We start from the raw sequence: 21,474 nt of genomic DNA on the forward strand, positions 1-21,474 counted from the left end.
AAAGCGCCCTCCTTCGCCGGCACAGGAGTGTAGCTCAGCTGGTAGAGCGTCGGTCTCCAAAACCGAATGCCGGGGGTTCGAGTCCCTCCACTCCTGCCAAGCGTCATGCCGCGAAACCTTGAAAATCCAAGGGTTCGCGGCTAGATGCGCAGACGAAGAACGGGTCGCGGAGCGCGGCCGCACCCCCGGACACCGAATATGGTGAGATCGGGAGGGCGGACTGTTGCTTCGCGCTTTGGTATTGGTTTTGAAGGTGAACAGGCAGCGCGATGGCCAAGACTTCTCCGGGTGAGTTCGTCAATCAGGTCAAGACCGAAGCGTCGAAGATCGTATGGCCGACCGGCCGTGAGACGGTGATGACCGCTATCATGGTCGTTATCATGACGTCGTTGCTGGGCATCTTCTTCTTCGGTATCGACACCTTCTTCGGTGCGATCGTCCAGTGGCTGCTGGCCTTCGCCGCAGGTCGTTGAACGCAAGGCGTTCTACAGGGAGTTTGAAACGGTAACATGGCGCGCTGGTACATCATCCACGCCTATTCGGGCTTCGAGAACAAGGTCAAGGAATCGATCCTGACCGAAGCCGAGCGCATGGGCCTCTCCCAGCTGGTCGAGCAGGTGGAAGTTCCCACCGAGACCGTGACCGAGGTAAAGCGCGGCAAGAAGGTCCAGGTGGAACGCAAGTTCATGCCGGGCTATGTGCTCGCCAAACTGGCGATGAACGACGACGTCTATCACCTGGTGAAGAATACGCCGAAGGTGACCGGCTTCTTGGGATCGAGCGGCAAGCCGCAGGCGATCAGCGAGAGCGAAGCCGCCCGCTATTTCGGCGCCCGCAAGGAAGCCGAGGCCGCGCCCAAGCACAAGGTCAATGTCGATTACGAGATCGGCGACAGCGTCAAGGTGCTCGACGGCCCCTTCGCCAGCTTCAACGGCGTGGTCGAGGAACTGGATTTCGAAAAGAACCGCGTCAAGGTGTCGGTCTCGATCTTCGGTCGCGCCACCCCGGTCGAACTGGATTTCGAGCAGGTCGAACTGTCGAAGTAACGCATCGCCGCAAGGCTTTTCAAAAAGGTCGCCAGCATATCAGCCGGCGGCCTTTTTTGTTTGAGGGAAACCATCGTTCGGCCGAATTTACCGAAAGACGAACTCCCCCTTCCCTTTGGACAAGAAGGTCGCTATAGGGCCGCGCTTCCATGCCGCCCCACGGGTGGCTGGACATGTGCGGGAGGCGCCCCCTGCGGACGCCGCTAGACCGCTAAACTTGAACCGGTGGACCTGCCTGCAGGTCTGCCAGCAACAGAGTGAGTGAACATGGCCAAGAAGATTACGGGCTATATCAAGCTCCAGGTGCCCGCTGGAGCCGCCAACCCCTCGCCGCCGATCGGCCCTGCCCTGGGTCAGCGCGGCGTGAACATCATGGAATTCTGCAAGGCGTTCAACGCCTCGACGGAAAAGATGGAAAAGGGCACTCCGCTGCCGACCATCATCACCGTCTATGCGGACCGTTCGTTCAGCTTCGTCACGAAGCAGCCGCCGGCAACCTATCTGATCAAGAAGGCCGTCAACCTGAAGTCGGGTTCCAAGGAACCGGGCAAGGTCGTCGCTGGCAAGATCACGCGCGCCCAGCTCGCCGAAATCGCCCAGGCCAAGATGGTTGACCTGAACGCGAACGACATCGACGCTGCGACGAAGATCATCGAAGGCTCCGCTCGCGCGATGGGCCTCGAAGTGGTGGAGGGCTAAGACCATGGCAAAGCTGACCAAGAAGGCGAAGGCTCTCGCGACCGCAATCGACCGCGAAAAGCTGCACGGCGTTGACGAGGCCCTGGGCCTGATCAAGACCCACGCCACCGCCAAGTTCGACGAAAGCGTCGAAATCGCGATCAACCTGGGCGTTGACCCGCGTCACGCCGACCAGATGGTCCGTGGCGTCGTCACCCTGCCCGCCGGCACCGGCAAGGACGTTCGCGTCGCCGTGTTCGCCCGCAACGACAAGGCCCAGCAGGCGCTCGACGCCGGTGCCGACATCGTGGGCGCCGAAGACCTGCTCGAATCGATCCAGGCCGGCAACATCGACTTCCAGCGCGTCATCGCCACCCCCGACATGATGGGTCTGGTGGGTCGCCTGGGTAAGGTTCTGGGTCCCAAGGGCCTGATGCCGAACCCGAAGCTGGGCACCGTCACGCCGAACGTCGCCGAAGCCGTGAAGGCCGCCAAGGGTGGTCAGATCGAATTCCGCGTCGAAAAGGCCGGCATCATCCACGCGGGCCTCGGCAAGTCGAGCTTCTCGGCCGAAGACCTGCGCAAGAATTTCGACGCCTTCGTCGACGCGATCGTCAAGGCGAAGCCCTCGGGCTCGAAGGGCAAATATGTCCGCAAGATCGCCCTGTCGTCGTCGATGGGTCCGGGCGTGAAGGTCGATGTGGCGGAAGTCGCTTCGATCTAATCCCGCGCGGATAAATGATAAAGGGGCCGCCTTCCCTCCTTGCGGGGGAAGGCGGCCTTCTTATTTTATAGGATCGTCCGCCCATCAAGAGGCGGCTTGAGGGCCATGGGCCAGGCAGAAAGCGAAAGCTTTCGGCCACAGGGGGACACCCCTCCACCGCCGGCATTGCCGGTGGTCCCCTCTCCTGATGGAGAGGATTTTGGAACCAGGGACGCGACCTATCCCTGGGCTCCCGCATCGGGAGCATGGCAGGTCTTTCGTATCCGTCGGGAATGGCGGGTCGCTTTTACCGATGGAATACAAGAACATGTCTTTTGAACACCTTCCCGCCCTGCTGTCGCAGGCCCTCTCCACCAAAGGCTATGAGAGCCTGACTCCGGTGCAGACCGAAGTGACGCAGGAAGAAGCGCATGGCCGCGACCTGTTGGTGTCGGCCCAGACCGGCTCGGGCAAGACAGTGGCCTTCGGCCTCGCCATGGCCGGCGAGTTGCTGGGCGCCGAGGAACGCCTGCCGGTCGCCGGCCTGCCGCTGGCGCTGGTCATCGCGCCGACGCGCGAACTGGCGCTGCAGGTCAGCCGCGAACTGGAATGGCTCTATGGCGCCGCCCGCGCCCGCATCGCAACATGCGTCGGCGGCATGGACGCCGCCAAGGAACGCCGCGCCCTCAGCCATGGCGTCCATATCGTCGTTGGCACGCCGGGCCGCCTGCGCGACCATCTGGAGCGCGGCGCACTCGACCTGTCGGCACTGCGCACCGTCGTCCTCGACGAGGCCGACGAGATGCTCGACATGGGCTTCCGCGAGGATTTGGAGGGCATTCTCGACAGCGCCCCCGAAGGCCGCCGCACTCTGCTCTTCTCCGCCACCATGCCCAAGCCGATCGTTGCGATGGCCAAGCGCTATCAGTCCGACGCGCTGCGCATCTCGACCGTGGGCGAAGAACGCGGCCATGGCGACATCAGCTACCAGGCGATCACCGTCGCCCCGTCCGACATCGAGAATGCGGTGGTCAACCTGCTGCGCTATCATGAAGCCGAGACGGCGATTCTGTTCTGCGCCACCCGCGACAATGTCCGCCATCTGCACTCCAGCCTGACCGAGCGTGGCTTCGCTGCCGTGGCGCTGTCGGGCGAGCATAGCCAGAATGAGCGCAACCACGCCCTCCAGGCGCTGCGCGACAAGCGCGCCCGCGTCTGCGTCGCCACCGACGTTGCCGCACGCGGCATCGACCTGCCCAGCCTGACGCTGGTGGTCCATGTCGAACTGCCGCGCGACGCCGAAACGATGCAGCACCGTTCGGGCCGCACCGGTCGCGCCGGCAAGAAGGGCACCGCCGTCCTGATCGTCCCCTATCCGCGTCGTCGCCGCGTCGAATCGATGCTGCGCGGCGCCAAGATTCCGGTCGAATGGGGCACCCCGCCCAGCAAGGAAGCGATCCTGGAACAGGACAATGCCCGCCTGCGCTCGACCCTGATGGAAAAGGCCGAGCTGGACGAGGCCGACTGGGCGCTGGGCGCCGAACTGCTGGCGGAAAAATCGGCCAAGGAAATCGCCGCGATGCTGGTGAAGAGCGCCCGCGCCTCGCTGCCCGCGCCCGAGGAACTGCTGGACCGCAGCGAAGCGCCGCCGCGCCAGGACGGGCCGCGCCCGGGCTTTGAGGACACCCAATGGTTCCGCATGGACATTGGCCGTCGTCAGAATGCCGATCCGCGCTGGATCCTGCCGCTGATCTGCCGCCGTGGCCATGTGTCGCGCGGTGACATCGGCGCGATCCGCATCACCACGAATGAAACCATGTTTGAAATCCCCAAGGCGATCGCCAGCCGCTTCCTGTCTGCCGTCAAGCGCTCGGCCGAAGCGAATGATGAGGGCGCCGACGTGGCATTCGAGATGGTCGATGGCGCTCCGCGCGAACAGGCCCGCGACAATCGCCGCCAGGGCAATCGCCCGAACGACCGTGGCCCGCGCCCGGCCGGCTACGCCCCCCGCCCGTTCAAGGGCGGCCCCAAGCGCCCCGGCGGCCCGCGCAAGCCGCGCGGCTAAATTCTGTCCCGAACAAAAGGGCGGCGAGCGATCCATCATCGTTCGCCGCCCTTTTCTATTTTGGTTCAACCCGCTCCGCAGAGTTGCAGCATGCGCGACGCCAGTACGCGCTCACCCATGACGACATTGGGCACCCCCAGCCCTTCCAGATAGGCCACCTCCGCGTCGGAATGGGCGCGCGCGATGACCTGCAAATTGGGGTTGAGGCTGCGGGCATGTTCATGGATCGCTCCGCCTTCAAACCCTTCGGGCACGGCGATCAGCAGATAGCGTGCCTCGCATATGCCCGCGGCCAGCAGATGCCGATCCTCCAGCGCATTGCCACGTACCACTGGCAGGCCGGCTTCCTCAGCCTCCTCCACCCGCTCGACGTCGTCCTCGATCACCACGAACTGGATATGACGCTCGGCCAGGCGCTTGGCGATCAGCTTGCCGACCCGGCCATAACCGACCAGGATCACATGCCCCAGGCGCGGATGCTCCACGCTGGGATCGACCGGGGCTTCATCCTCATCCTTCTTATGCTCCCGCACGATCAGCGAGAAGAGGATCGGGTTGATGAAGATCGACACGATCGCGCCAGCCAGGATCAGGTCGCGCGCATCGGGCGGCAACACGCCAAGCCCGCTGCCCAGGGATGCGAGGATGAACGAAAATTCGCCGATCTGCGCCAAGCTCGCGGCGATCGTCAGCGCCGTGACATTGGGATGGCCAAAGGCGCGGACGATGCCATAGGCCGCGATCGACTTACCGATGACGATGATGAGGACCGTCGCCAGCAGCGGCAGCGGCTGTTCGATCACCACGGATGGATTGAACAACATGCCGACCGATACGAAGAACAGCACCGCGAACGCATCGCGCAGCGGCAACGTCTCCTCGGTCGCGCGGCGACTGAGCGGCGTCTCGCCCAGGATCATGCCGGCGAAGAAGGCACCAAGCGCAAAGGACACATCGAACGCATAGGCGGCACCGAAGGCGACACCCAGGGCGATGGCCAGCACCGCCAGGCGAAACAGTTCGCGTGATCCGCTATGCACCACCCAGTGCAGCGCCCAGGGAATGAGCCTGCGTCCGACCACCAGCATCAGTACGACGAAGCCGACGACCTTCAGCAGCGTGCCCACCAGCGGCGCGATCAGCGCGCCCGCACCACCGCCGGCACCGGCATTGTTCATCACGCCCGCCAGTGCCGGCAGCAGCACCAGGGCAAGGACCATCACCAGATCCTCGACGATCAGCCAGCCGACCGCAATGCGCCCGCGCCGGGTTTCGACCAGGTCCGCCCCCTGCAGCGCGCGCAGCAGCACGACCGTGCTGGCGACCGACAAGGCCAGGCCGAACACCAGTCCGCCCATCAACGACCAGCCCATCAGGTAACCGAGCCCCATCCCCAGCAGCGTCGCCACCGCGATCTGGACGACGGCCCCTGGCACGGCGATGGCCTTCACCGACAGAAGATCCTTGAGCGAGAAGTGCAGGCCGACGCCGAACATCAGCAATATGACGCCGATTTCGGCCAATTCATTGGCCAGACCGCTATCCGCGACATAGCCGGGGGTGAAAGGGCCGACCATGATGCCGGCCACCAGATAGCCGACCAGCGGCGACAGTTTGAGGCGATGGGCGATCGAACCCATGATGAAGGCCACGACCAGGCCGGCGACGATCGTCCCGATAAGGGGTGTATGATGGGGCATGGATTTCCTTCCCTGTCCGCCGGCGCAGGCACCCATCCTGCTGCCGGCGGCTATTCCTCTGTTTATTCGACGATGCCAAGCATCGCCATCGATAACAGCGCGCCGGCCGCGCCTAGCGCGGCGATGACGGCGGGCATGAACCAGCCAGGCGGGCTGCGCCGCCGGCCGCGCCATTTCCTGCGGGGCATGATTAATATCCTTCTGACGGACGGAGGCCCGCCCAGGCGGGCGATCAGGCTATGATCAACGCCCTGCGGGCGGAGCGCGGGCGCGCCGCCGCTCAGCGCGGTCACGCGCAGGATGCCGTTGCCGTTCAGGCCCGGCGGGCGAGACGGCAAGCATCGCCCATGCCATGACCAAAAGCGAAATCGTGGCCGGCATAAGCCATGCCGGCAATATGCCCCTGCCATCGGGGCGGACCGCGCTGACACTCTGCGGCGTGGAGGGAGAACGCGCCTTCAGCAGCACGGCGGTAGTGGCGGGGTTGAAGGCCGATCCGGTCAGCTTGCTCGATGGCGGACCGTCGGGGGCAATCGCGCACAATAGGGCAACCAGGATCGTCGTCCACAGGGCAGCGATAAAGGGCAGCCTGCCCTTCACTTCACTTCCCCTTGATGCCCTCGACGCCATGCCCATATATCCTCTTGCCCGCTGATGTAGGGACGCAAAAGGGCAAAAACCAGCCCGCTTTCCCTGTCCTTGGTGGTTGACAGAATCGAGTCATTCCAATAACGGGCCACATTCCCGCGCGGGTCCGACAGGCTTTTTGTCCTCGACGATCTGCGTAAAGCAGATTTGAACGAGAAGAGACCAAGCCATGTTCGCTATCGTGCGCACGGGCGGCAAGCAGTATCGCGTCGCCGCCGGAGATAAGATCGTCGTTGAAAAGCTCGCTGGCGAAGCCGGCGACAAGGTCACGCTGGACGACGTCCTGCTGGCCGGCGAAGGCGGCGACCTGAAGGACGCAGCCAAGCTGACCGTTGCAGCCGAAATCATTGCGCAGGCGAAGGGCGAGAAGGTCATCGTCTTCAAGAAGCGTCGTCGTCACAACTATCGCCGTAAGAACGGCCACCGCCAGAATCACACGATCCTCAAGATCGTGTCGATCGCCTGAGCGCAGCTGAAGTAAGGAGTTTAGGTCATGGCACATAAGAAAGCTGGCGGTTCGTCGCGTAACGGTCGCGATTCTGAGTCGAAGCGCCTTGGCGTGAAGAAGTTCGGCGGTCAGGAAGTGATCGGCGGCAACATCATCATTCGCCAGCGCGGCACCCGCGTATATCCCGGCCGTAACGTCGGCATGGGCAAGGATCACACCCTCTTCGCCCTGGGCGAAGGTCGCGTCGTGTTCCACGACGGCAAGCTCGGCCGCAAATATGTATCGGTCGACGCGGTAGCCGCGGCAGCCGAATAACGGACGATCGATGACGGGTCGTCCTTCGCAAAAGGGACGCCCCGCCTGATCGGCCATGCAGGCAACTGCACCGGTCGGGATCGAGGGAAAAAGGGCGCCCCTTCACTGGGAGCGCCCTTTTTCCGTTCTGACGAACATCACCGGGCACTCCTCCCGATTTCCCTCAAACCTCTGGAACCACTGACCTTCTCGCGCGTCGTGCGGGCGGGGATCAGCCAGAGAAGACCGTCGTCAAGCCGTCATGATTGGCGGCTAATGGCGCGCAGATAGAGGAGAGACGTGAATGTTCGCCCGTACCCCCCGCCTGCTGCTGCGGCCCGGCTGGATGGAAGATGCCCCCGCCCTGGCCCAAGCCATCGGCAATGAAGCGGTCCTGCGCAATCTGAGCCGCGCGCCCGCCCCCTATGGCCTGGCCGATGCAGAGGTCTTTCTGGCGCTGCCGCAGGATCCGCGCATGCCGCGCCTGTTGGCCTTCACCCGCACCCAGGGCGCACCGCGCCTGGTGGGCGGCTGCGGTATCCATGCGGCCGAGGATGGCACGCCGGAACTGGGCTATTGGATCGCCCGCCCTTATTGGGGCCTGGGCTTCGCGACCGAGGCGGCCCGCGCCGTCATGAGCATCGCCCGCGCCCATAATTTGCCGGCGGTCCGCGCGGTCCACTTCGCCGACAACCGCGCGTCGGGCCATGTCCTGCGCAAGATCGGTTTCCGTGCCAATGGCACGGTGGAGCGGCGCTACAGCCCCGCCCGCCAGACCGAGACCGACTGCCTGGTCTTCGACGAGGGCGAAGCCGCGCGCATGAGCGTGGACTTTGCGATGGACCTTTATGGCGACGCGCTGCCGGCGCTTGCCGCTTAACTGAAGTGCGCGGGTGCCGATCGCGGCGCCCGCCACCTAGAGCGCGCTGCGCTAAATCCGACGCAAGCCGCGCGCTCTGAGTTTTTGTTGTCACATCGTTTTATGCGCAAAACCCGAGCCGGAGGCACGCCACTCCGGCTCGCCCACTTTTGCGCACGATGCTCTAGCCGTGCCGCGGCCGATCGAAGACACGGGTCGGCGCACCATGGAAATCGACATCGCCCAGCGCGATGAACCCCAGTTTCTCTGCGACCTTGATTGACCCCGCATTGTCCGGCGCAATGATGCAGCGAATCGACGTCGTCGCCAGATGCGCATCGGTCCATGCGAAGATCGCGGCCATCGCCTCGGTCGCGATACCCCGCCCCCAGGCCGCCGGGCCAAGCACCCAGCCCGCCTCCGGCACGCCCTCCAGCGCAGGCAGGCCACGCGCCGCGCTCAGCAGCCCGGCCTCCCCCAGCAATTCGCCATTGGCGCGATCCTCGATCGCCCACATGCCATAGCCCAGCAGCGCCCACATGCCCGCATAGCGCAGGATGCGGAACCACACCGCCTGCGCATCAAGCGCCGCGCCACCGATGAAGCGCACCACGCCAGGATCGGCCCAGAGCGCCTGGCAGGCGGGATAATCCTCCACCCGATGCGGGCGCAGGATCAGACGGTCGGTGGTGAGGATGGGTGCATCGGTCATCGCCAATCTATGGGCGGCCGCGCAGGGACCGGTCAAGCGACGCCGCACATGGCTATGGCCTTCCCCCGGCCCCTGTGTCATGGGCAAGGCACGTTGCCCGAACCGATCCCCCTCAAGCGCTCGCGCCTCAGCCCCGACGAAAGTCGCCTGATTGCACTGGAAGCCGCCCGCGATCTGCTGCTGGAAGCGGGGCCGCAGGCCGTCACGCTGAAGGCGGTGGGCAATCGCATCGGCCGCACCCATGCCAATCTGCTCCATCATTTCGGATCGGCCGCCGGCCTGCAGAAGGCGCTGGCAGGCTATCTGGCCGACGCCATCACCGCCACGATCGGCGACGCGGTGAACGCGGCGCGGCGTGGCGAGGTCGAGCCCCGGCGGATCGTCGACATGACCTTCGACGCATTCGATGCCGGCGGCGCTGGCGCGCTGGCCAGTTGGATGCTGGCGTCGGGCAACGAGGACGCGCTCGACCCGGTGGTGGATGCGATCCATCGGCTGGTCGACAAGCTGGCCGCGACGGCGCTGCGTCCGCAACTGGCCGAGGTGATCCGCGACAATACGCTGATGCTGGTCCTGCTGGCGCTGGGCGATTCGCAGATGGGCGGCCCGATGGCTGCCGCGCTCGGCCTCAACCGTGAAAAGGCACGCGAACTGGCGGCCCGCAGCCTGGTCTCGGCCCTCACCGAAGAAGCCCGGTTGACGGCGACAGCGAAAGTGACGCAGGCTAAGGTTTAATTTTGCCCAAGAAGGCGCTATGGGCGCGCCATGCATTTTCTCGATCAAGCAAAAATCTACATCAAGTCCGGCTGGGGTGGTCCCGGCGCGGTCAGTTTTCGGCGTGAAAAATATGTCGAATATGGCGGCCCGGACGGCGGCAATGGCGGCAAGGGCGGCGACATCATCTTCGAGGCCGTGGCCGGCCTCAACACGCTGATCGACTTTCGCTATACCCAGCATTTCAAGGCGCAGCGCGGCATGCCCGGCATGGGCAAGAACCGCTATGGCGCCGGCGGCGACGACCTGATCGTCAAGGTGCCGGTCGGCACCCAGATCCTGTCCGATCCCCAGCCTATCGAGGGAACCGAGGACGAAGACGGCTATCCCGAATATGAGGAACAGGAAATCCTGGCCGACTTCACCGAGGTCGGGCAGCGTGTCAGCTTCCTGCGCGGCGGCGACGGCGGCCGTGGCAACCTGTCCTACAAGACCAGCACCAACCGTGCCCCACGCCAGCATGGCACCGGCTGGCCGGGCCAGGAAATGTGGGTCTGGCTGCGCCTGAAGCTGCTCGCCGATGTCGGCCTGGTCGGCATGCCCAACGCCGGCAAGTCGACGCTGATCAACCAGGTGACGAACACCAAGGCGAAGGTCGGCGCCTATGCCTTCACCACCACCAAGCCGCAGTTGGGCGTGGTGCTGCACCGTGATCGCGAATTCGTGCTGGCCGACATTCCCGGCCTGATCGCGGGCGCGGCCGAGGGCGCGGGCATTGGCGACCGGTTCCTGGGGCATATCGAACGCTGCCGCGTGCTGCTGCACCTGATCGACGCGACCGGCGACGATCCGGTCGACGCCTTCCGCATCGTCACCGACGAACTCGCCGCCTATGGCGGGGGCCTGGACGAAAAGCCGCAGATCGTGGTGCTCAACAAGGGCGACCTGCTGGGCCAGGAACTGATGGAAGATATTGCCGAGCAGCTGCGCGAGCAGGCCGGCGTGGAAGATGTCTTCATCATCTCCGGCGCCACCGGCGAAGGCGTCTCCGCGCTGCTTGACGCTGTGCTGGAGATCCTCGACGATGCACGCGCCGAGGAGGAAGCCGATGAAGGGGATGATGGCGAAACCACCTGGTCGCCAATCTGACCTTCCTTCAGTTCCCCGTCTTTCGGATGTTCCATTAGTGTCCATTTCGCTGTCCGGCTTCCCCCCTTCCCTGGTCCGCCGCCTGGTCATCAAGATCGGGTCGGCGCTGCTGGTCGATCCGGCGGGGGAAGTGCGCGTCGACTGGCTGCGCACGCTGGTGGCCGATGTTGCCGCGCGCAAGGCCGCCGGGCAGCAGGTCATCATCGTGTCTTCGGGCGCGATCGCGCTGGGCGCGCGCCGGCTGAAACTGCCCAAGGGCGGGCGCGGCAGCCTGGAGGATGCACAGGCAGCGGCCGCCACCGGCCAGATCGCCCTGTCGCAATGCTGGGCCAGCCTGCTGCATGAGAAAGGCATCACCGCCGCGCAGATGCTCGTGACGCTCGACGATCTGGAGCATCGCCGCCGCTATCTCAACGCATCCGCCACGCTGGAGCGGCTGATGGCGCTGGATGTCGTGCCGGTGGTGAACGAGAATGACAGCGTCGCAACCGAGGAAATCCGCTTTGGAGACAATGATCGTCTGGCTGCGCGCATCGGACAGGCGGCACGGGCCGACGCGGTTGTACTGCTGTCGGACGTGGACGGGCTTTACACCGCCAACCCGCACGCCGATGCGAATGCCATGCTGATCGAGAGGATAGAGCGCATCGACGCGCGCATTACCGCCATGGCCGACACCGGCTCCGCTTCGGGCATGGGATCGGGCGGCATGGTGTCGAAGATCCAGGCGGCACAGATCGCCACCGGCGCCGGCGCCCATCTCGCCATCATCTCGGGCAAGGTCGACGCGCCGCTCAGCCATTGGGCCGATGGCGGTCGTGGCTCCATCTTCCTCGCCGCCGAAAGCCAGGGCGCGCGCAAGGGCTGGCTGTCCGGCCGCCTCACCGTACTCGGCCGGATCATCGTCGATGCCGGTGCCGAAGCGGCGCTGGGCAAGGGCAACAGCCTGCTGCCGGCCGGCGTCGCGCAGGTCGAGGGCGTGTTCGCGCGCGGCGACGTGGTCGACATTCTCAACCAGGATGGCCGGGTGATCGCCCGTGGCCTGACCGAATATGACAGCGAGGCCGCCGCGAAGATCGCCGGCCGCCGCAGCGAGGACATTGCCGCCCTGCTGGGTGAAATGCCACGTTCCGTGCTGGTCCATCGCGATCATATGGCGATGGTCTGACCCATTATGTCCCTTAGAATTGCCATGACCGGCGCGACGGGTTTCGTCGGCGCCGAAACGCTCGATCAGGCGCTGGCCGCCGGTCTCCAGGTCAATGCGCTGACCCGTCGGGCGCAGCCGCCGCGCGCCCATCTCAAATGGGTACCGGGATCGCTCGACGATGCCGCCGCGCTCGACACGCTGGTGCGCGATGCCGACGTCGTCATCCACATCGCCGGCGTCGTCAACGCGCCCGATCGCGACGGGTTCGAGGCCGGCAACGCCCGCGGCACGATGGCGGTGGTCGATGCCATGCGCAAACGGGGCGTGCGCCGGCTGGTCCATGTCTCCTCGCTCGCCGCGCGCGAACCCGACATGTCCGACTATGGCTGGTCCAAGGAACTGGCCGAACGCCATGTGAAGGCCAGTGGCCTCGACTGGACCATCGTCCGTCCGCCTGCGATCTATGGTCCCAATGACCAGGAAATGCTGGAACTGTTCCGCATGGCCAAGCGCGGCATCATGCTGTTGCCGCCCGAGGGCCGGCTGTCGGTGATCCATGTCGCCGACCTTGCCCGGCTGCTGCTGACCCTCGCCTGCGAAAAGGAACAGAGCCAGACCCGCACCTATGAGGTCGATGACGGCACGCCGGGCGGCTGGGACCATCAGGATTTCGGCCGGGCGATCGGCCATGCCGTCGGCCGCAATGTCCGCACCTTCGCCACGCCGCAATGGCTGCTGGCCACCGCCGCCCGGATCGACCGGCTGGTGCGCGGCCGCAATGCCAAGCTGACACCGGACCGGGTCGACTATTTCTGCCATCCCGACTGGGTCGTCGCCAAGCGCAAACAGCCGCCCAAGCGGCTGTGGACACCGCAGATCGCGACCGAGGATGGTCTCAAGGCCACGGTCGACGCCTATCGCGCCAAGGGCTGGCTGTAGGCGGCCCGAGGACGCAAGCCTGCGCGGGTCACGACCGAAGTTCACAGTGTAAACGCCCTATTGGGGGCGTTTGCGCCAGCTTTGCGCCTATGATGCACCACCCGCGCGCCTGTCACGCGCCTAGGCAGGTCCGGCAAATGCGCCCCGCGCGCGCCGGCAAGGCGCCACCCCCGCGCCTGTGACGCGACAGCGACGCACCCGCAGCGCGCCCGTGGCATCGATGGCGGACACGGGATGATCGACAACATCATGGCGCAGATGAAAACAGGGAAATCCGGTGTAGGACAGCGCGATGCGGGGATGGCGGATTGGATAGGGCCGCTAACGACCAAACCCTGTCATGCCAGCGAAGGCTGGCATCTCACCTCTTTTTGCGATGTTCCTGAAAGAAAAAAGAGATCCCAGCTTTCGCTGGGATGACGTTGTAAAACCCCGTCCGCTCTTCCACCCTCCCCGGTCAGCCGGCCGGGTCGGGTTCGGCCGGCTTCTGCGCGCGCTGTTCGTCGACAAATTCGCTGATCGCCTTGCCGCTGGCATTGAGCAGCGGATAGGTGCGCGCGTCGGACAGCCAGTCGGGGCGGCGCGCACCGCTGCCGTAGAATGTGTCGTAGACGAGGCTGAAGGCGAGGAAGACCAGGGTCGCGCCGATCAGGCCCTTGATCGCGCCGAAGCCGCCGCCCAGCACCCGGTCGATCGGGCCGAGCACCGACTGGCGGGTGCGCTGGCCGATCGCGCGGGCGAGCAGCTTGCCAGCGCCAAAGGTGACGGCGAAGATCAGGAAGAAGGCCAGCACCGCCGCCCCGCTCTCGCTGCCGACGAAGCTGGTCAGCAACTCGGTGACGGAGGCATGGAACAGGCTGATCGCGAAGATGCCCGCGACCCAGGCGATCAGCGACAGGGTTTCGGTCACGAACCCGCGCAGCAGGCCGAATATGGCGCAACCGCCGATGAGGAGGAGGACGAGGATATCGACGGCGTTCATGCCGCGCTGGCTATCCGCGCCCGAGCATCTGGTCAACCAGCTGCGACAGGGTACGGAAGCCGCTGACCGAAATCCCCTTCACCCCGTCCGCGCCCGACGCCGGCACGAAGGCGCGGTTGAAGCCGAGTTTCGCCGATTCACGGAGCCTGAGCGGCGTATGCGACACCGGACGGATCTCGCTCGACAGCGCGACCTCCCCGAACAGCACGACATCGGCCGGCACCGGCCGTTCCGAGAGCGCCGACATCAGGGCAGCCGCGACGGCCAGGTCGGCGGCCGGGTCGGACAGGCGATAACCGCCCGCGACGTTGAGATAGACTTCGCAGGTGGAGAAGCTGAGGCCGCAGCGCGCCTCCAGCACGGCCAGGATCATCGCCAGCCGGCCGCTGTCCCAGCCGACCACCGCGCGCCGGGGTGTCGCCCCGCTCGACAGCCGCACCACCAGCGCCTGGATCTCGACCAGCACCGGCCGCGTCCCTTCCAGCGCGGGGAAGACGGTGGCGCCCGTCACCGTCTCGTCGCGATTGGTGAGGAACAAGGCGGACGGATTGGCGACCTCCTCCAGCCCTTCGGCGACCATCGAGAAGACGCCGATCTCGTCGGTGCCGCCGAAGCGGTTCTTGATCGCGCGCAGGATCCGATACTGGTGGCTGCGCTCGCCCTCGAACGCCAGCACCGTGTCGACCATATGTTCCAGCACGCGCGGGCCGGCGATGCTGCCATCCTTGGTGACATGGCCGACCAGGATCAGCGCGGTGCCGCGCTGCTTGGCGAATTTGATCAGTTCCTGGCTCGATGCGCGCACCTGGCTGACGGTGCCGGGCGCGCCCTCGATCAGGTCGCTGTGCATGGTCTGGATCGAATCGATGATGAGCAGCGCGGGCGGCACCCCCTCGCTGAGCGTCGTCAGGATATCGCGCACCGATGTCGCGCTCGCCAGTTGCACCGGGGCGTTGCCAAGGCCGAGGCGCTGGGCGCGCAGCCGCACCTGGTCCGACGCTTCCTCGCCGCTGATATAGGCGACGGTCAGCCCGCGCGCGGCGACCCGCGCCGCCGCCTGCAGCAGCAGCGTCGACTTGCCGATGCCCGGATCGCCGCCGATCAGCGTTGCCGAACCCGGTACGATGCCACCACCCAGCGCCCGGTCGAACTCGGCGATGCCGGTGCTGGTCCGGGGCGGCAGTTCCACCTTGCTGTCGAGCCCGACCAGGGTGATCGCCCGGCCACCGCCCTGCAGGTCATGCCGGGCGGAAAAGACGGTCTCGGCCGCTTCCTCGACAATGCTGTTCCATTCGCCACAATCCTCGCACTGCCCCTGCCACCGGCCGGTAACGGTGCCGCATTGCTGACAGACGAATTTGCGCTTTGCCTTGGCCATGGCCCACGCATAACAGAACATAAAAGGAACACAAACGCGATCTTGCATAGAGGCTGGAAACCCCGGCGCGGCTGGCGCATTGAGGGAGGATGTCCGCCACGATCCGCGTTGCCAGCTATAATATCCGCAAGGCCATCGGCACCGACCGCCGCCGCTCGCCCGAGCGGGTGATCGACGTGCTGAACGAGGTGGATGCCGACATCATCGCGTTGCAGGAGGCCGACCGGCGCTTTGGCATCCGCCATGCCGCGATCCCGCCGCTGCTGCTCGACAGCCAGAGCGGCTACAAGCCGGTGCCACTCAATGTCCAGACCGATAGCATGGGCTGGCACGGCAATGCCATCATCGTCCGCAAGGAGGCCGAGGTCGCCGCCTATGACGTACTGCACCTGCCCTGCCTGGAACCGCGCGGCGCGACCATGGCGGAGGTCGCGATCAAGGGTGCCACGCTGCGCGTGTTCGGCATGCATCTCGACCTGTCGGGCCTGTGGCGGCGCAAGCAGGCGGCGGCGGTGATCCATGCCGCGGCGCAGGGCCATGCGCTGCCGACGGTGCTGATGGGCGACCTCAACGAATGGAGCGCCGAGCGCGGCTGCCTGGCCGACTTTGCCCGCCATTACAGCTTTGCGCCGTGCGGCCGCAGCTTTCACGCCCGCCGCCCGGTCGCCCGGCTCGACCGGATCATGCATTGCAGCCGCCTCCGCCTGATCGACAGCGGCGTCCACGAAAGCGCCGCCGCGCGCAAGGCGTCGGACCATCTGCCGATCTGGGCGGAGTTCCGGCTGGGGTGAAGGCGCGCCCGTATTTGGGGGACGGCTGAGGGTCTGAAACGGCCAGAAGTGGACATTCCTTCTCCCGCTAGCGGGAGAAGGATACGGAGCCTTGCCGGCAAAGCCGGTTAGGCGAAGTTGGATGAGGGTAGCTTGTTTCTGAAAACCCTCACCCTCCCACGCCTGCGGCGCGGGTCCCGCCCTCTCCCGTAAACGGGAGAGGGTAAGCATACAGTCCGCTCCCCCACCCATTTTCGTCATTCCCAGTAAAAAAACAGGCCGTTGCTTAGCAACCCATCCAGTTCCCCTTCCCGCTTTCGGACAGGGGTGGGACATTCCGCCTCTCGACAAGGCGCCCTGGCTTTGCGATCCCTATCCCCATGAGGGAGAAGGAATTACGCCTCGCGCTCGTTTGTTATGGCGGCATCAGCCTGGCCGTCTACATGCACGGCATCACCAAGGAAATCTGGCACCTCACCCGGGCGAGCCGGGCCTTTCATGACGGGGTGGCGCCGCAGGGGGCGAGCGAGGCGGTCTATCATCGGCTGCTCGCCGATATCGAGGCGGCCAGCGGCACACGGCTGCGCATCATGCCCGACATCATCGCCGGCGCCAGCGCGGGCGGGATCAACGGCATCTTCCTCGCCCAGGCGATCGAGACCGGCCAGTCGCTGGAGCCGCTCACTGCGCTGTGGCTCGACAATGCCGATGTCGACGAACTGCTCGATCCCGATGCCCGCCCTGCCCGCGCGCTGACCAAATTCTGGGCGACGCCGCTGGTATGGATGGCCGCGCGCCGCCCCGGCGACGCGGTCGAGCGCACCGTCGCGCCCGACACGCGCGAAGAAGTGCGGATGAAATTGTCGCGCTTCATCCGCTCGCGCTGGTTCGAGCCGCCCTTTGGCGGGGCGATATTCTCGACCATGCTGCTCGATGCGTTCGACGCCATGGCCGCCACCCCGGCCGGACCGTCGCTGCTGCCCGACGGCCATCCACTCGACCTGTTCGTCACCGTCACCGATTTCGACGGCCATGTGCAGAGCCTGAGCCTCAACAGCCCGCCCCAGGTGATCGAAACCGAACATCGTCTGTCGATCGGCTTTCGCGGCCGGGGCGGCAGCGCCAGCGGCTTTGCCGATCCAGCCGAGCTGGTCTTCGCCGCGCGCGCCACCGCCAGCTTCCCCGGTGCCTTCCCGCCCTTCACCGTGCGCGAGCTGGACCGGGTGCTCAAGCGCCGCCATCGCGCCTGGCCCGGCCGCGACGCCTTCCTGGCGCGCGTGCTGCCGCGCCGGGCGGCACGGGGCGAGGCGGAGGACGCGGTGCTGATCGACGGATCGGTGTTGGCCAACGCCCCCTTTGCCCAGGCGATCGGCGCGCTCAAGAACCGGCCGTCGCGGCGCGAGGTCGACCGCCGTTTCGTCTATATCGATCCCAAGCCCGGCCACCGGTCGATCCACCTCAATCGCGAGGGCGAGGAGGAAGACGCGCCGACCGGCGAAAATGCGCCCCTGCCCGGCTTTTTCCGCACCATCTTCGGCGCGCTGTCTGACATTCCGCGCGAACAGCCGATCCGCGACAATCTGGAGGCGATCGACCGCCATTCCGCCCGCATCCGGCGCATGGGCCGGATCATCCAGGCGCTGCGCCCCGGCATTGAGGCGGAGGTGGAGGGCGCGATCGGCCGGATACTCTTCCTCGACCGGCCGACCCCTGCCCGCCTGTCCGCCTGGCGCGCCAAGGCACAGCAGCGCGCCGCCGCCTCGGCCGGCTTCGCCTTTCCCGCCTATGCCCATCTCAAACTGTCCGGCATCGTCGAGGATCTGGCCGCGCGGCTGTTCCAGCTGAGCGGCGAGGATGCGCCGATGATGCGCGAAGCCTATCGTCAGGCGGTCTGGGCGCAGGTCCGCGAGATCGGTGCCGACCAACTGACCGACGATGCCGGATCGGGCGCTGCGCCAGTCCTGTTCTTCCGCACCCATGACCTGGCCTTCCGCATCCGCCGCCTGCGCTTCCTGGCGCGGCGGTTGGCCGAAACGCTGGAACTGGAGGCGGAGAGCGGCAGCCCGGCGGTACAGGGGATGCACGACGCCATCTATCGCGCGCTGGCCCTCTACACCGAATGCGAGGGCAATGATTTCTATGCGGATCATGTTCGCGCTGCCGCCGCGCAGGTACCGACCGATGCCGCCGCAGCGCTGGACGCGATGGCGCAGGTGCGCGGCCTGCGTGCCCGCGACGAGGCGGCCGACATGCTGCTGGCCGAGGCGCTGGCCGGGCTGTCCAAGGCCGGACGCCGCACCATGTTGCTCGCCTATCTCGGCTTCCCCTTCTCCGACATCGCCACGCTACCGTTGCTTCAGGGTGACGCTGTCGATGAATATGATCCGATCAAGGTCGATCGTATCTCCCCCGAAGACTGCACCGCAATTCGCACAGGTGGTGCCAACGCCACGCTCAAAGGCATTGAATTCAATAATTTTGGTGCCTTTTTCAGCCGGGTCTATCGCGAGAATGACTATCTGTGGGGCAGGCTTCACGGCGTGGAGCGGCTGCTGGATATCGTAATTTCCGCAATTCCTGCCCCAGCCCGTCTTCCCGAAGGCGCCGTGCACGACTATAGGCGGGCCGCGTTTCTGGCGATCCTCGACGAGGAAGAGTCGCGCTTGCCGCATGTTGCGGATCTGATCGCCGGGCTGCGGAAGGAAATCGGGTGAAGGGGCGGGCTAAGCTGTTTCCGATGATGCTGGCGCTGGTGCTTGTCACCGGCTGCAAGGCGTCGTCCGAAGACAGCGCCCAGACGGCCAATATGACCGAGCAGCCCCTTGGCGCCGCGCCGCTCGACAATCCGCCGCCAACGCTGCCCGAAACGCCGCCGTCCAAGCCTGCGCCGATCGTCACCGTGCATGCCCAGCCGGCCCCGAAATTCCCGCTCGACCTGCCGCCGTCCGATGATGCGGCCCAGCCCGAGCCCTTCCCGGCCGAGGTCACCGCCTTCATGGTCGATCGCGACAGCTGCGACCATTTCCGGGGCGAGGAACCCTATGATGCGGAACGCCGCGCCTATATCGAGGAAAGCATAGCCGAGCTGTGCACCGGCACCGACGTGAAGCTGGCCACGCTGCGGCATCGCTACGACAAGGTGCCCGAAGTGATCGCCGCGCTTCATGGCTATGACGACCGCATCGAGGGCGAACAACCCTAGGTTCGGCGCCCCCAGCCGGGACGGATCAGTGCGACAGCGCGTCGATCGCCATCGCCAGGTCGATATCCCGTTGCGACACTCCGCCCGCATCATGCGTCGTCAGGACGATGTCGACCCGGTTGTAGACGTTCGACCATTCAGGATGATGGTCCGCCTTCTCCGCCAAAAGCGCCACTTTCGTCATAAAACCGAAGGCGGCGACGAAATCAGGAAAGCGAAATTGCCGCGCAATGCCGTCCGGCCCGGACACCGCCGTCCACTGCGGCAATTGCGCCAGCGCGGCCCGGCGTTCGGCATCATTCAGCTGAGCAAGCATTTCTCTATCCCGGATTATTTCTTTCGCCTATGTGAACCCGATGCCTGACACCGGTCAACCTCTCCGCTTCCCACCCACTCCGCAGGATATCGAAATATTGGCTCTGGCAGCGCTCAACCGCCTGCCCGAACCCTTCCGTTCACATCTGTCCGACGTTGTCCTGCTGGTCGAGGAGTTCGCCGACAAGGTGATCCTGCGCGAGATGGAAATTGACGACCCCTTCGGCCTCACCGGCCTGTATAGCGGCCGCCCGGTCGGTGCCGAAGCCCAGACCGGCGACCTGCCGCCGACCGTCCACCTCTTCCGCCGTCCGCTGCTCGACGAATGGGTCGAAACCGGCGTGCCGCTCGACGCCCTCATCACCCATGTCGTGGTGCATGAAATCGGTCACCATTTCGGCCTGTCCGACATCGACATGCATGTGCTGGAGGATATGGTCGCGTCATGACCCCTGCCACGCTGCGCTTGTCGGGCATTGCCTGCCTGCGCGGCGGCCGGATGCTCTTTTCCGGCGTTGACCTGGCCTTGGGTCCGGGTGGCAGCGCCCTGCTGCGTGGCCCCAACGGCATCGGCAAGTCCAGCCTTCTGCGCATTTGCGCGGGTCTGCTGCCGGCCTATGCTGGATCGATCCACCGACAGGGCGATGTGGCTCTGGCCGACGAGCGGCTGGCGCTCGATATGGAATTGCCGCTGGCACGGGCGCTTCGCTTCTGGACGCGGCTCGACAGGGCAAGCGACACCGCGCTGGAACAGGCCCTCAACGCGATGGCGCTGGAGGCCTTGCGCGATGTCCCGGTGCGGATGCTCTCCACCGGACAGCGCAAGCGCGCGATGCTCGCCCGCGTGATTGCCAGCGGCGCGGAAACCTGGCTGCTCGACGAGCCCGGCAACGGCCTCGACGATGCCTCGATCGCGTTGCTCGGCGCCGCGGTGAAGGCCCATCTCGGGTCCGGCGGCATCCTCGTCGCTGCATCGCACCAGCCCCTTCCTCTCACCATGCCGGTGGTGATCGACATGGCGGCCCATGTCGTGGAGGATATATGCGGCTGATCGGCCTCCTGGTGGCGCGCGACCTCGGCCAGGCCTGGCGCTCGGCCGGGCTGTGGCTGCCCGTCGCCTTCCTGCTGCTGGTCGCCAGCCTCTATCCCTTCGCCATCGGTCCCGACGCCGCGCTGCTCGCCCGGACCGGCGGCGGGATGCTCTGGATTGCAGCGCTCCTTGCCAGCCTGCTGCCCGTCGACCGGCTGATCACGCCCGATCAGGACAACGGCATATTGGACCAGATTGCCCTGCGTGGCGTCGGCGAAGAGATACTCGTCCTCGCCCGGCTGATCGCCCATTGGCTGGGTTTTGGTCCGCCCTTGATGATCGCCACCCTGCCTGCCGCCGCGCTCCTCAAGCTCGATGGGGAGACCCTGGCCAGACTGGAGGCAGGCCTGCTGATCGGCACGCCGGCGCTTGCCGCGCTTGGCCTGCTGGTCGCCACCCTGACCGCCGGCTTGCGCTCGTCCGGGGCGCTCGCCGGCCTGCTTGCTCTGCCACTCGCGGTGCCACTTCTGATCTTCGGTGCCGGTACGCTGGGGGACGGCAGTGGCGCGGCATTCAAATTTCTCGGCGCCGCTTCCCTGTTGCTGGTCGTCATCACCCCCATTGCGGGCGCTGCGGCAATCCGGGCAGGACGGGAATAATCCCACCCCTTTGCTCGAAGCGTCTTTGCCGAA

At 65.8% G+C, this 21,474-nt stretch carries 26 protein-coding genes and 1 tRNA gene; 21 read left to right on the forward strand and 6 right to left on the reverse strand.

Features of this window, described 5'->3' with window-relative positions:
• Nucleotides 1-23 precede the first annotated feature (23 nt).
• The 6 genes from PMI04_RS15800 to PMI04_RS15825 all read left to right on the forward strand — a co-directional run bounded on the left by PMI04_RS15800 (nt 24) and on the right by PMI04_RS15825 (nt 4,492).
• Nucleotides 24-99 (forward strand) — tRNA-Trp (locus PMI04_RS15800).
• A gap of 170 nt (nt 100-269) precedes the next feature.
• Nucleotides 270-473, forward strand: a complete 204-nt coding sequence (secE, locus tag PMI04_RS15805; RefSeq protein WP_007709081.1) for a preprotein translocase subunit SecE — start codon at nt 270-272, stop codon at nt 471-473.
• A 36-nt stretch (nt 474-509) separates the two neighbouring features.
• Nucleotides 510-1,046: a transcription termination/antitermination protein NusG gene (gene nusG, locus PMI04_RS15810; RefSeq protein WP_007709083.1), complete on the forward strand. Its 537-nt coding sequence runs from the start codon at nt 510-512 to the stop codon at nt 1,044-1,046.
• A 267-nt stretch (nt 1,047-1,313) separates the two neighbouring features.
• A complete protein-coding gene (gene rplK, locus PMI04_RS15815; RefSeq protein WP_007709087.1) occupies nt 1,314-1,745 on the forward strand; it encodes a 50S ribosomal protein L11 in 432 nt (143 codons plus the stop codon).
• Nucleotides 1,746-1,749: 4 nt separating this feature from the next.
• Nucleotides 1,750-2,448 carry a 50S ribosomal protein L1 gene (gene rplA, locus PMI04_RS15820; RefSeq protein WP_004207896.1) on the forward strand — a complete coding sequence of 233 codons (699 nt, stop codon included), beginning with the start codon at nt 1,750-1,752 and terminating at the stop codon, nt 2,446-2,448.
• A 307-nt stretch (nt 2,449-2,755) separates the two neighbouring features.
• Nucleotides 2,756-4,492: a DEAD/DEAH box helicase gene (locus PMI04_RS15825; RefSeq protein WP_007709089.1), complete on the forward strand. Its 1,737-nt coding sequence runs from the start codon at nt 2,756-2,758 to the stop codon at nt 4,490-4,492.
• Between the two features lie 65 nt (nt 4,493-4,557).
• Here PMI04_RS15825 and ybaL read toward each other — a convergent pair whose 3' ends face one another.
• Complete coding sequence (ybaL, locus tag PMI04_RS15830; protein WP_007709090.1) at nt 4,558-6,192, reverse strand: YbaL family putative K(+) efflux transporter; 1,635 nt, start codon at nt 6,190-6,192, stop codon at nt 4,558-4,560.
• 62 nt (nt 6,193-6,254) lie between these two features.
• Nucleotides 6,255-6,530, reverse strand: a complete 276-nt coding sequence (locus tag PMI04_RS15835) for a hypothetical protein (protein ID WP_037486219.1) — start codon at nt 6,528-6,530, stop codon at nt 6,255-6,257.
• Nucleotides 6,531-6,544: 14 nt separating this feature from the next.
• Between PMI04_RS15835 and PMI04_RS15840 the strand changes: the two genes are divergently transcribed.
• The 4 genes from PMI04_RS15840 (at nt 6,545) to PMI04_RS15855 (ending at nt 8,462) form a co-directional block, all read left to right on the forward strand.
• Nucleotides 6,545-6,847, forward strand: coding sequence for a hypothetical protein (locus tag PMI04_RS15840; protein ID WP_007709091.1), 303 nt, complete (start codon nt 6,545-6,547; stop codon nt 6,845-6,847).
• A gap of 162 nt (nt 6,848-7,009) precedes the next feature.
• The gene (rplU, locus tag PMI04_RS15845) at nt 7,010-7,306 is read left to right on the forward strand and encodes a 50S ribosomal protein L21 (protein ID WP_004207901.1); all 297 of its coding nucleotides are present in this window, start codon (nt 7,010-7,012) and stop codon (nt 7,304-7,306) included.
• 27 nt (nt 7,307-7,333) lie between these two features.
• On the forward strand, nt 7,334-7,603 hold the full coding sequence (gene rpmA / locus PMI04_RS15850) for a 50S ribosomal protein L27 (RefSeq protein ID WP_004207902.1): 270 nt from the start codon (nt 7,334-7,336) through the stop codon (nt 7,601-7,603).
• Between the two features lie 283 nt (nt 7,604-7,886).
• Nucleotides 7,887-8,462 (forward strand): GNAT family N-acetyltransferase, encoded by a 576-nt coding sequence (locus tag PMI04_RS15855; protein ID WP_007709092.1) that lies wholly within the window; start codon nt 7,887-7,889, stop codon nt 8,460-8,462.
• A gap of 163 nt (nt 8,463-8,625) precedes the next feature.
• Here the strand turns inward: PMI04_RS15855 and PMI04_RS15860 are convergent, their stop codons facing one another.
• On the reverse strand, nt 8,626-9,153 hold the full coding sequence (locus PMI04_RS15860; RefSeq protein WP_007709094.1) for a GNAT family N-acetyltransferase: 528 nt from the start codon (nt 9,151-9,153) through the stop codon (nt 8,626-8,628).
• Nucleotides 9,154-9,207: 54 nt separating this feature from the next.
• Between PMI04_RS15860 and PMI04_RS15865 the strand changes: the two genes are divergently transcribed.
• The 5 genes from PMI04_RS15865 (at nt 9,208) to PMI04_RS15885 (ending at nt 13,525) form a co-directional block, all read left to right on the forward strand.
• A complete protein-coding gene (locus PMI04_RS15865; protein ID WP_007709096.1) occupies nt 9,208-9,888 on the forward strand; it encodes a TetR family transcriptional regulator in 681 nt (226 codons plus the stop codon).
• A gap of 30 nt (nt 9,889-9,918) precedes the next feature.
• Nucleotides 9,919-11,016, forward strand: coding sequence for a GTPase ObgE (gene obgE / locus PMI04_RS15870; protein WP_007709098.1), 1,098 nt, complete (start codon nt 9,919-9,921; stop codon nt 11,014-11,016).
• Between the two features lie 37 nt (nt 11,017-11,053).
• Entirely contained in the window at nt 11,054-12,184 is a 1,131-nt protein-coding gene (proB, locus tag PMI04_RS15875) for a glutamate 5-kinase (protein ID WP_037486221.1), read from the forward strand.
• A gap of 24 nt (nt 12,185-12,208) precedes the next feature.
• Nucleotides 12,209-13,105, forward strand: a complete 897-nt coding sequence (locus PMI04_RS15880; protein WP_007709102.1) for an NAD(P)H-binding protein — start codon at nt 12,209-12,211, stop codon at nt 13,103-13,105.
• A gap of 234 nt (nt 13,106-13,339) precedes the next feature.
• Nucleotides 13,340-13,525 carry a hypothetical protein gene (locus tag PMI04_RS15885; protein ID WP_157178106.1) on the forward strand — a complete coding sequence of 62 codons (186 nt, stop codon included), beginning with the start codon at nt 13,340-13,342 and terminating at the stop codon, nt 13,523-13,525.
• A 37-nt stretch (nt 13,526-13,562) separates the two neighbouring features.
• Here PMI04_RS15885 and PMI04_RS15890 read toward each other — a convergent pair whose 3' ends face one another.
• Both PMI04_RS15890 and radA read right to left on the reverse strand, forming a co-directional pair.
• Complete coding sequence (locus PMI04_RS15890) at nt 13,563-14,087, reverse strand: CvpA family protein (RefSeq protein ID WP_007709108.1); 525 nt, start codon at nt 14,085-14,087, stop codon at nt 13,563-13,565.
• 10 nt (nt 14,088-14,097) lie between these two features.
• A complete protein-coding gene (gene radA / locus PMI04_RS15895; RefSeq protein ID WP_037486223.1) occupies nt 14,098-15,465 on the reverse strand; it encodes a DNA repair protein RadA in 1,368 nt (455 codons plus the stop codon).
• A gap of 89 nt (nt 15,466-15,554) precedes the next feature.
• Between radA and PMI04_RS15900 the strand changes: the two genes are divergently transcribed.
• The 3 genes from PMI04_RS15900 to PMI04_RS15910 all read left to right on the forward strand — a co-directional run bounded on the left by PMI04_RS15900 (nt 15,555) and on the right by PMI04_RS15910 (nt 19,437).
• A complete protein-coding gene (locus PMI04_RS15900; RefSeq protein WP_283184798.1) occupies nt 15,555-16,256 on the forward strand; it encodes an endonuclease/exonuclease/phosphatase family protein in 702 nt (233 codons plus the stop codon).
• 359 nt (nt 16,257-16,615) lie between these two features.
• Nucleotides 16,616-18,949 carry a patatin-like protein gene (locus tag PMI04_RS15905; protein WP_007708223.1) on the forward strand — a complete coding sequence of 778 codons (2,334 nt, stop codon included), beginning with the start codon at nt 16,616-16,618 and terminating at the stop codon, nt 18,947-18,949.
• Complete coding sequence (locus PMI04_RS15910) at nt 18,946-19,437, forward strand: hypothetical protein (protein WP_007708221.1); 492 nt, start codon at nt 18,946-18,948, stop codon at nt 19,435-19,437. Before PMI04_RS15905 ends, PMI04_RS15910 begins: the two co-directional genes overlap by 4 nt.
• Before the next feature lie 25 nt (nt 19,438-19,462).
• Here PMI04_RS15910 and PMI04_RS15915 read toward each other — a convergent pair whose 3' ends face one another.
• Nucleotides 19,463-19,753 carry a 4a-hydroxytetrahydrobiopterin dehydratase gene (locus PMI04_RS15915; protein WP_007708220.1) on the reverse strand — a complete coding sequence of 97 codons (291 nt, stop codon included), beginning with the start codon at nt 19,751-19,753 and terminating at the stop codon, nt 19,463-19,465.
• Between the two features lie 40 nt (nt 19,754-19,793).
• Between PMI04_RS15915 and PMI04_RS15920 the strand changes: the two genes are divergently transcribed.
• Genes PMI04_RS15920 through PMI04_RS15930 form a run of 3 tightly spaced genes read left to right on the forward strand, consistent with a single transcriptional unit; the run spans nt 19,794 to nt 21,441 of the window.
• Nucleotides 19,794-20,201 (forward strand): metallopeptidase family protein, encoded by a 408-nt coding sequence (locus PMI04_RS15920; RefSeq protein ID WP_037485972.1) that lies wholly within the window; start codon nt 19,794-19,796, stop codon nt 20,199-20,201.
• Entirely contained in the window at nt 20,198-20,803 is a 606-nt protein-coding gene (ccmA, locus tag PMI04_RS15925; RefSeq protein ID WP_007708218.1) for a heme ABC exporter ATP-binding protein CcmA, read from the forward strand. The genes PMI04_RS15920 and ccmA overlap by 4 nt, the downstream gene beginning before the upstream one ends.
• Nucleotides 20,794-21,441 carry a heme exporter protein CcmB gene (locus PMI04_RS15930; RefSeq protein ID WP_007708217.1) on the forward strand — a complete coding sequence of 216 codons (648 nt, stop codon included), beginning with the start codon at nt 20,794-20,796 and terminating at the stop codon, nt 21,439-21,441. Before ccmA ends, PMI04_RS15930 begins: the two co-directional genes overlap by 10 nt.
• The last annotated feature ends 33 nt before the right edge of the window (nt 21,442-21,474 follow it).

Origin of the sequence: Sphingobium sp. AP49, from assembly GCF_000281715.2 — a bacterium.
In the GTDB taxonomy this organism is placed as follows: domain Bacteria; phylum Pseudomonadota; class Alphaproteobacteria; order Sphingomonadales; family Sphingomonadaceae; genus Sphingobium.

What these genes read in the sequence shown, in the direction of transcription:
- rplA (WP_004207896.1), top strand. Translation starts at nt 1,750, where the DNA reads ATGGCAAAGCTGACCAAGAAGGCGAAGGCTCTCGCGACCGCAATCGAC.
- PMI04_RS15825 (WP_007709089.1), top strand. Translation starts at nt 2,756, where the DNA reads ATGTCTTTTGAACACCTTCCCGCCCTGCTGTCGCAGGCCCTCTCCACC.
- PMI04_RS15900 (WP_283184798.1), top strand. Translation starts at nt 15,555, where the DNA reads ATGTCCGCCACGATCCGCGTTGCCAGCTATAATATCCGCAAGGCCATC.
- PMI04_RS15905 (WP_007708223.1), top strand. Translation starts at nt 16,616, where the DNA reads ATGAGGGAGAAGGAATTACGCCTCGCGCTCGTTTGTTATGGCGGCATC.
- secE (WP_007709081.1), top strand. Translation starts at nt 270, where the DNA reads ATGGCCAAGACTTCTCCGGGTGAGTTCGTCAATCAGGTCAAGACCGAA.
- nusG (WP_007709083.1), top strand. Translation starts at nt 510, where the DNA reads ATGGCGCGCTGGTACATCATCCACGCCTATTCGGGCTTCGAGAACAAG.
- ybaL (WP_007709090.1), bottom strand. Translation starts at nt 6,192, where the DNA reads ATGCCCCATCATACACCCCTTATCGGGACGATCGTCGCCGGCCTGGTC.
- PMI04_RS15920 (WP_037485972.1), top strand. Translation starts at nt 19,794, where the DNA reads ATGCCTGACACCGGTCAACCTCTCCGCTTCCCACCCACTCCGCAGGAT.
- PMI04_RS15930 (WP_007708217.1), top strand. Translation starts at nt 20,794, where the DNA reads ATGCGGCTGATCGGCCTCCTGGTGGCGCGCGACCTCGGCCAGGCCTGG.
- rplU (WP_004207901.1), top strand. Translation starts at nt 7,010, where the DNA reads ATGTTCGCTATCGTGCGCACGGGCGGCAAGCAGTATCGCGTCGCCGCC.
- rplK (WP_007709087.1), top strand. Translation starts at nt 1,314, where the DNA reads ATGGCCAAGAAGATTACGGGCTATATCAAGCTCCAGGTGCCCGCTGGA.
- obgE (WP_007709098.1), top strand. Translation starts at nt 9,919, where the DNA reads ATGCATTTTCTCGATCAAGCAAAAATCTACATCAAGTCCGGCTGGGGT.
- PMI04_RS15860 (WP_007709094.1), bottom strand. Translation starts at nt 9,153, where the DNA reads ATGACCGATGCACCCATCCTCACCACCGACCGTCTGATCCTGCGCCCG.
- radA (WP_037486223.1), bottom strand. Translation starts at nt 15,465, where the DNA reads ATGGCCAAGGCAAAGCGCAAATTCGTCTGTCAGCAATGCGGCACCGTT.
- PMI04_RS15865 (WP_007709096.1), top strand. Translation starts at nt 9,208, where the DNA reads ATGGCCTTCCCCCGGCCCCTGTGTCATGGGCAAGGCACGTTGCCCGAA.
- ccmA (WP_007708218.1), top strand. Translation starts at nt 20,198, where the DNA reads ATGACCCCTGCCACGCTGCGCTTGTCGGGCATTGCCTGCCTGCGCGGC.
- PMI04_RS15840 (WP_007709091.1), top strand. Translation starts at nt 6,545, where the DNA reads ATGACCAAAAGCGAAATCGTGGCCGGCATAAGCCATGCCGGCAATATG.
- rpmA (WP_004207902.1), top strand. Translation starts at nt 7,334, where the DNA reads ATGGCACATAAGAAAGCTGGCGGTTCGTCGCGTAACGGTCGCGATTCT.
- PMI04_RS15915 (WP_007708220.1), bottom strand. Translation starts at nt 19,753, where the DNA reads ATGCTTGCTCAGCTGAATGATGCCGAACGCCGGGCCGCGCTGGCGCAA.
- PMI04_RS15880 (WP_007709102.1), top strand. Translation starts at nt 12,209, where the DNA reads ATGACCGGCGCGACGGGTTTCGTCGGCGCCGAAACGCTCGATCAGGCG.
- PMI04_RS15885 (WP_157178106.1), top strand. Translation starts at nt 13,340, where the DNA reads ATGATCGACAACATCATGGCGCAGATGAAAACAGGGAAATCCGGTGTA.
- PMI04_RS15855 (WP_007709092.1), top strand. Translation starts at nt 7,887, where the DNA reads ATGTTCGCCCGTACCCCCCGCCTGCTGCTGCGGCCCGGCTGGATGGAA.
- PMI04_RS15890 (WP_007709108.1), bottom strand. Translation starts at nt 14,087, where the DNA reads ATGAACGCCGTCGATATCCTCGTCCTCCTCCTCATCGGCGGTTGCGCC.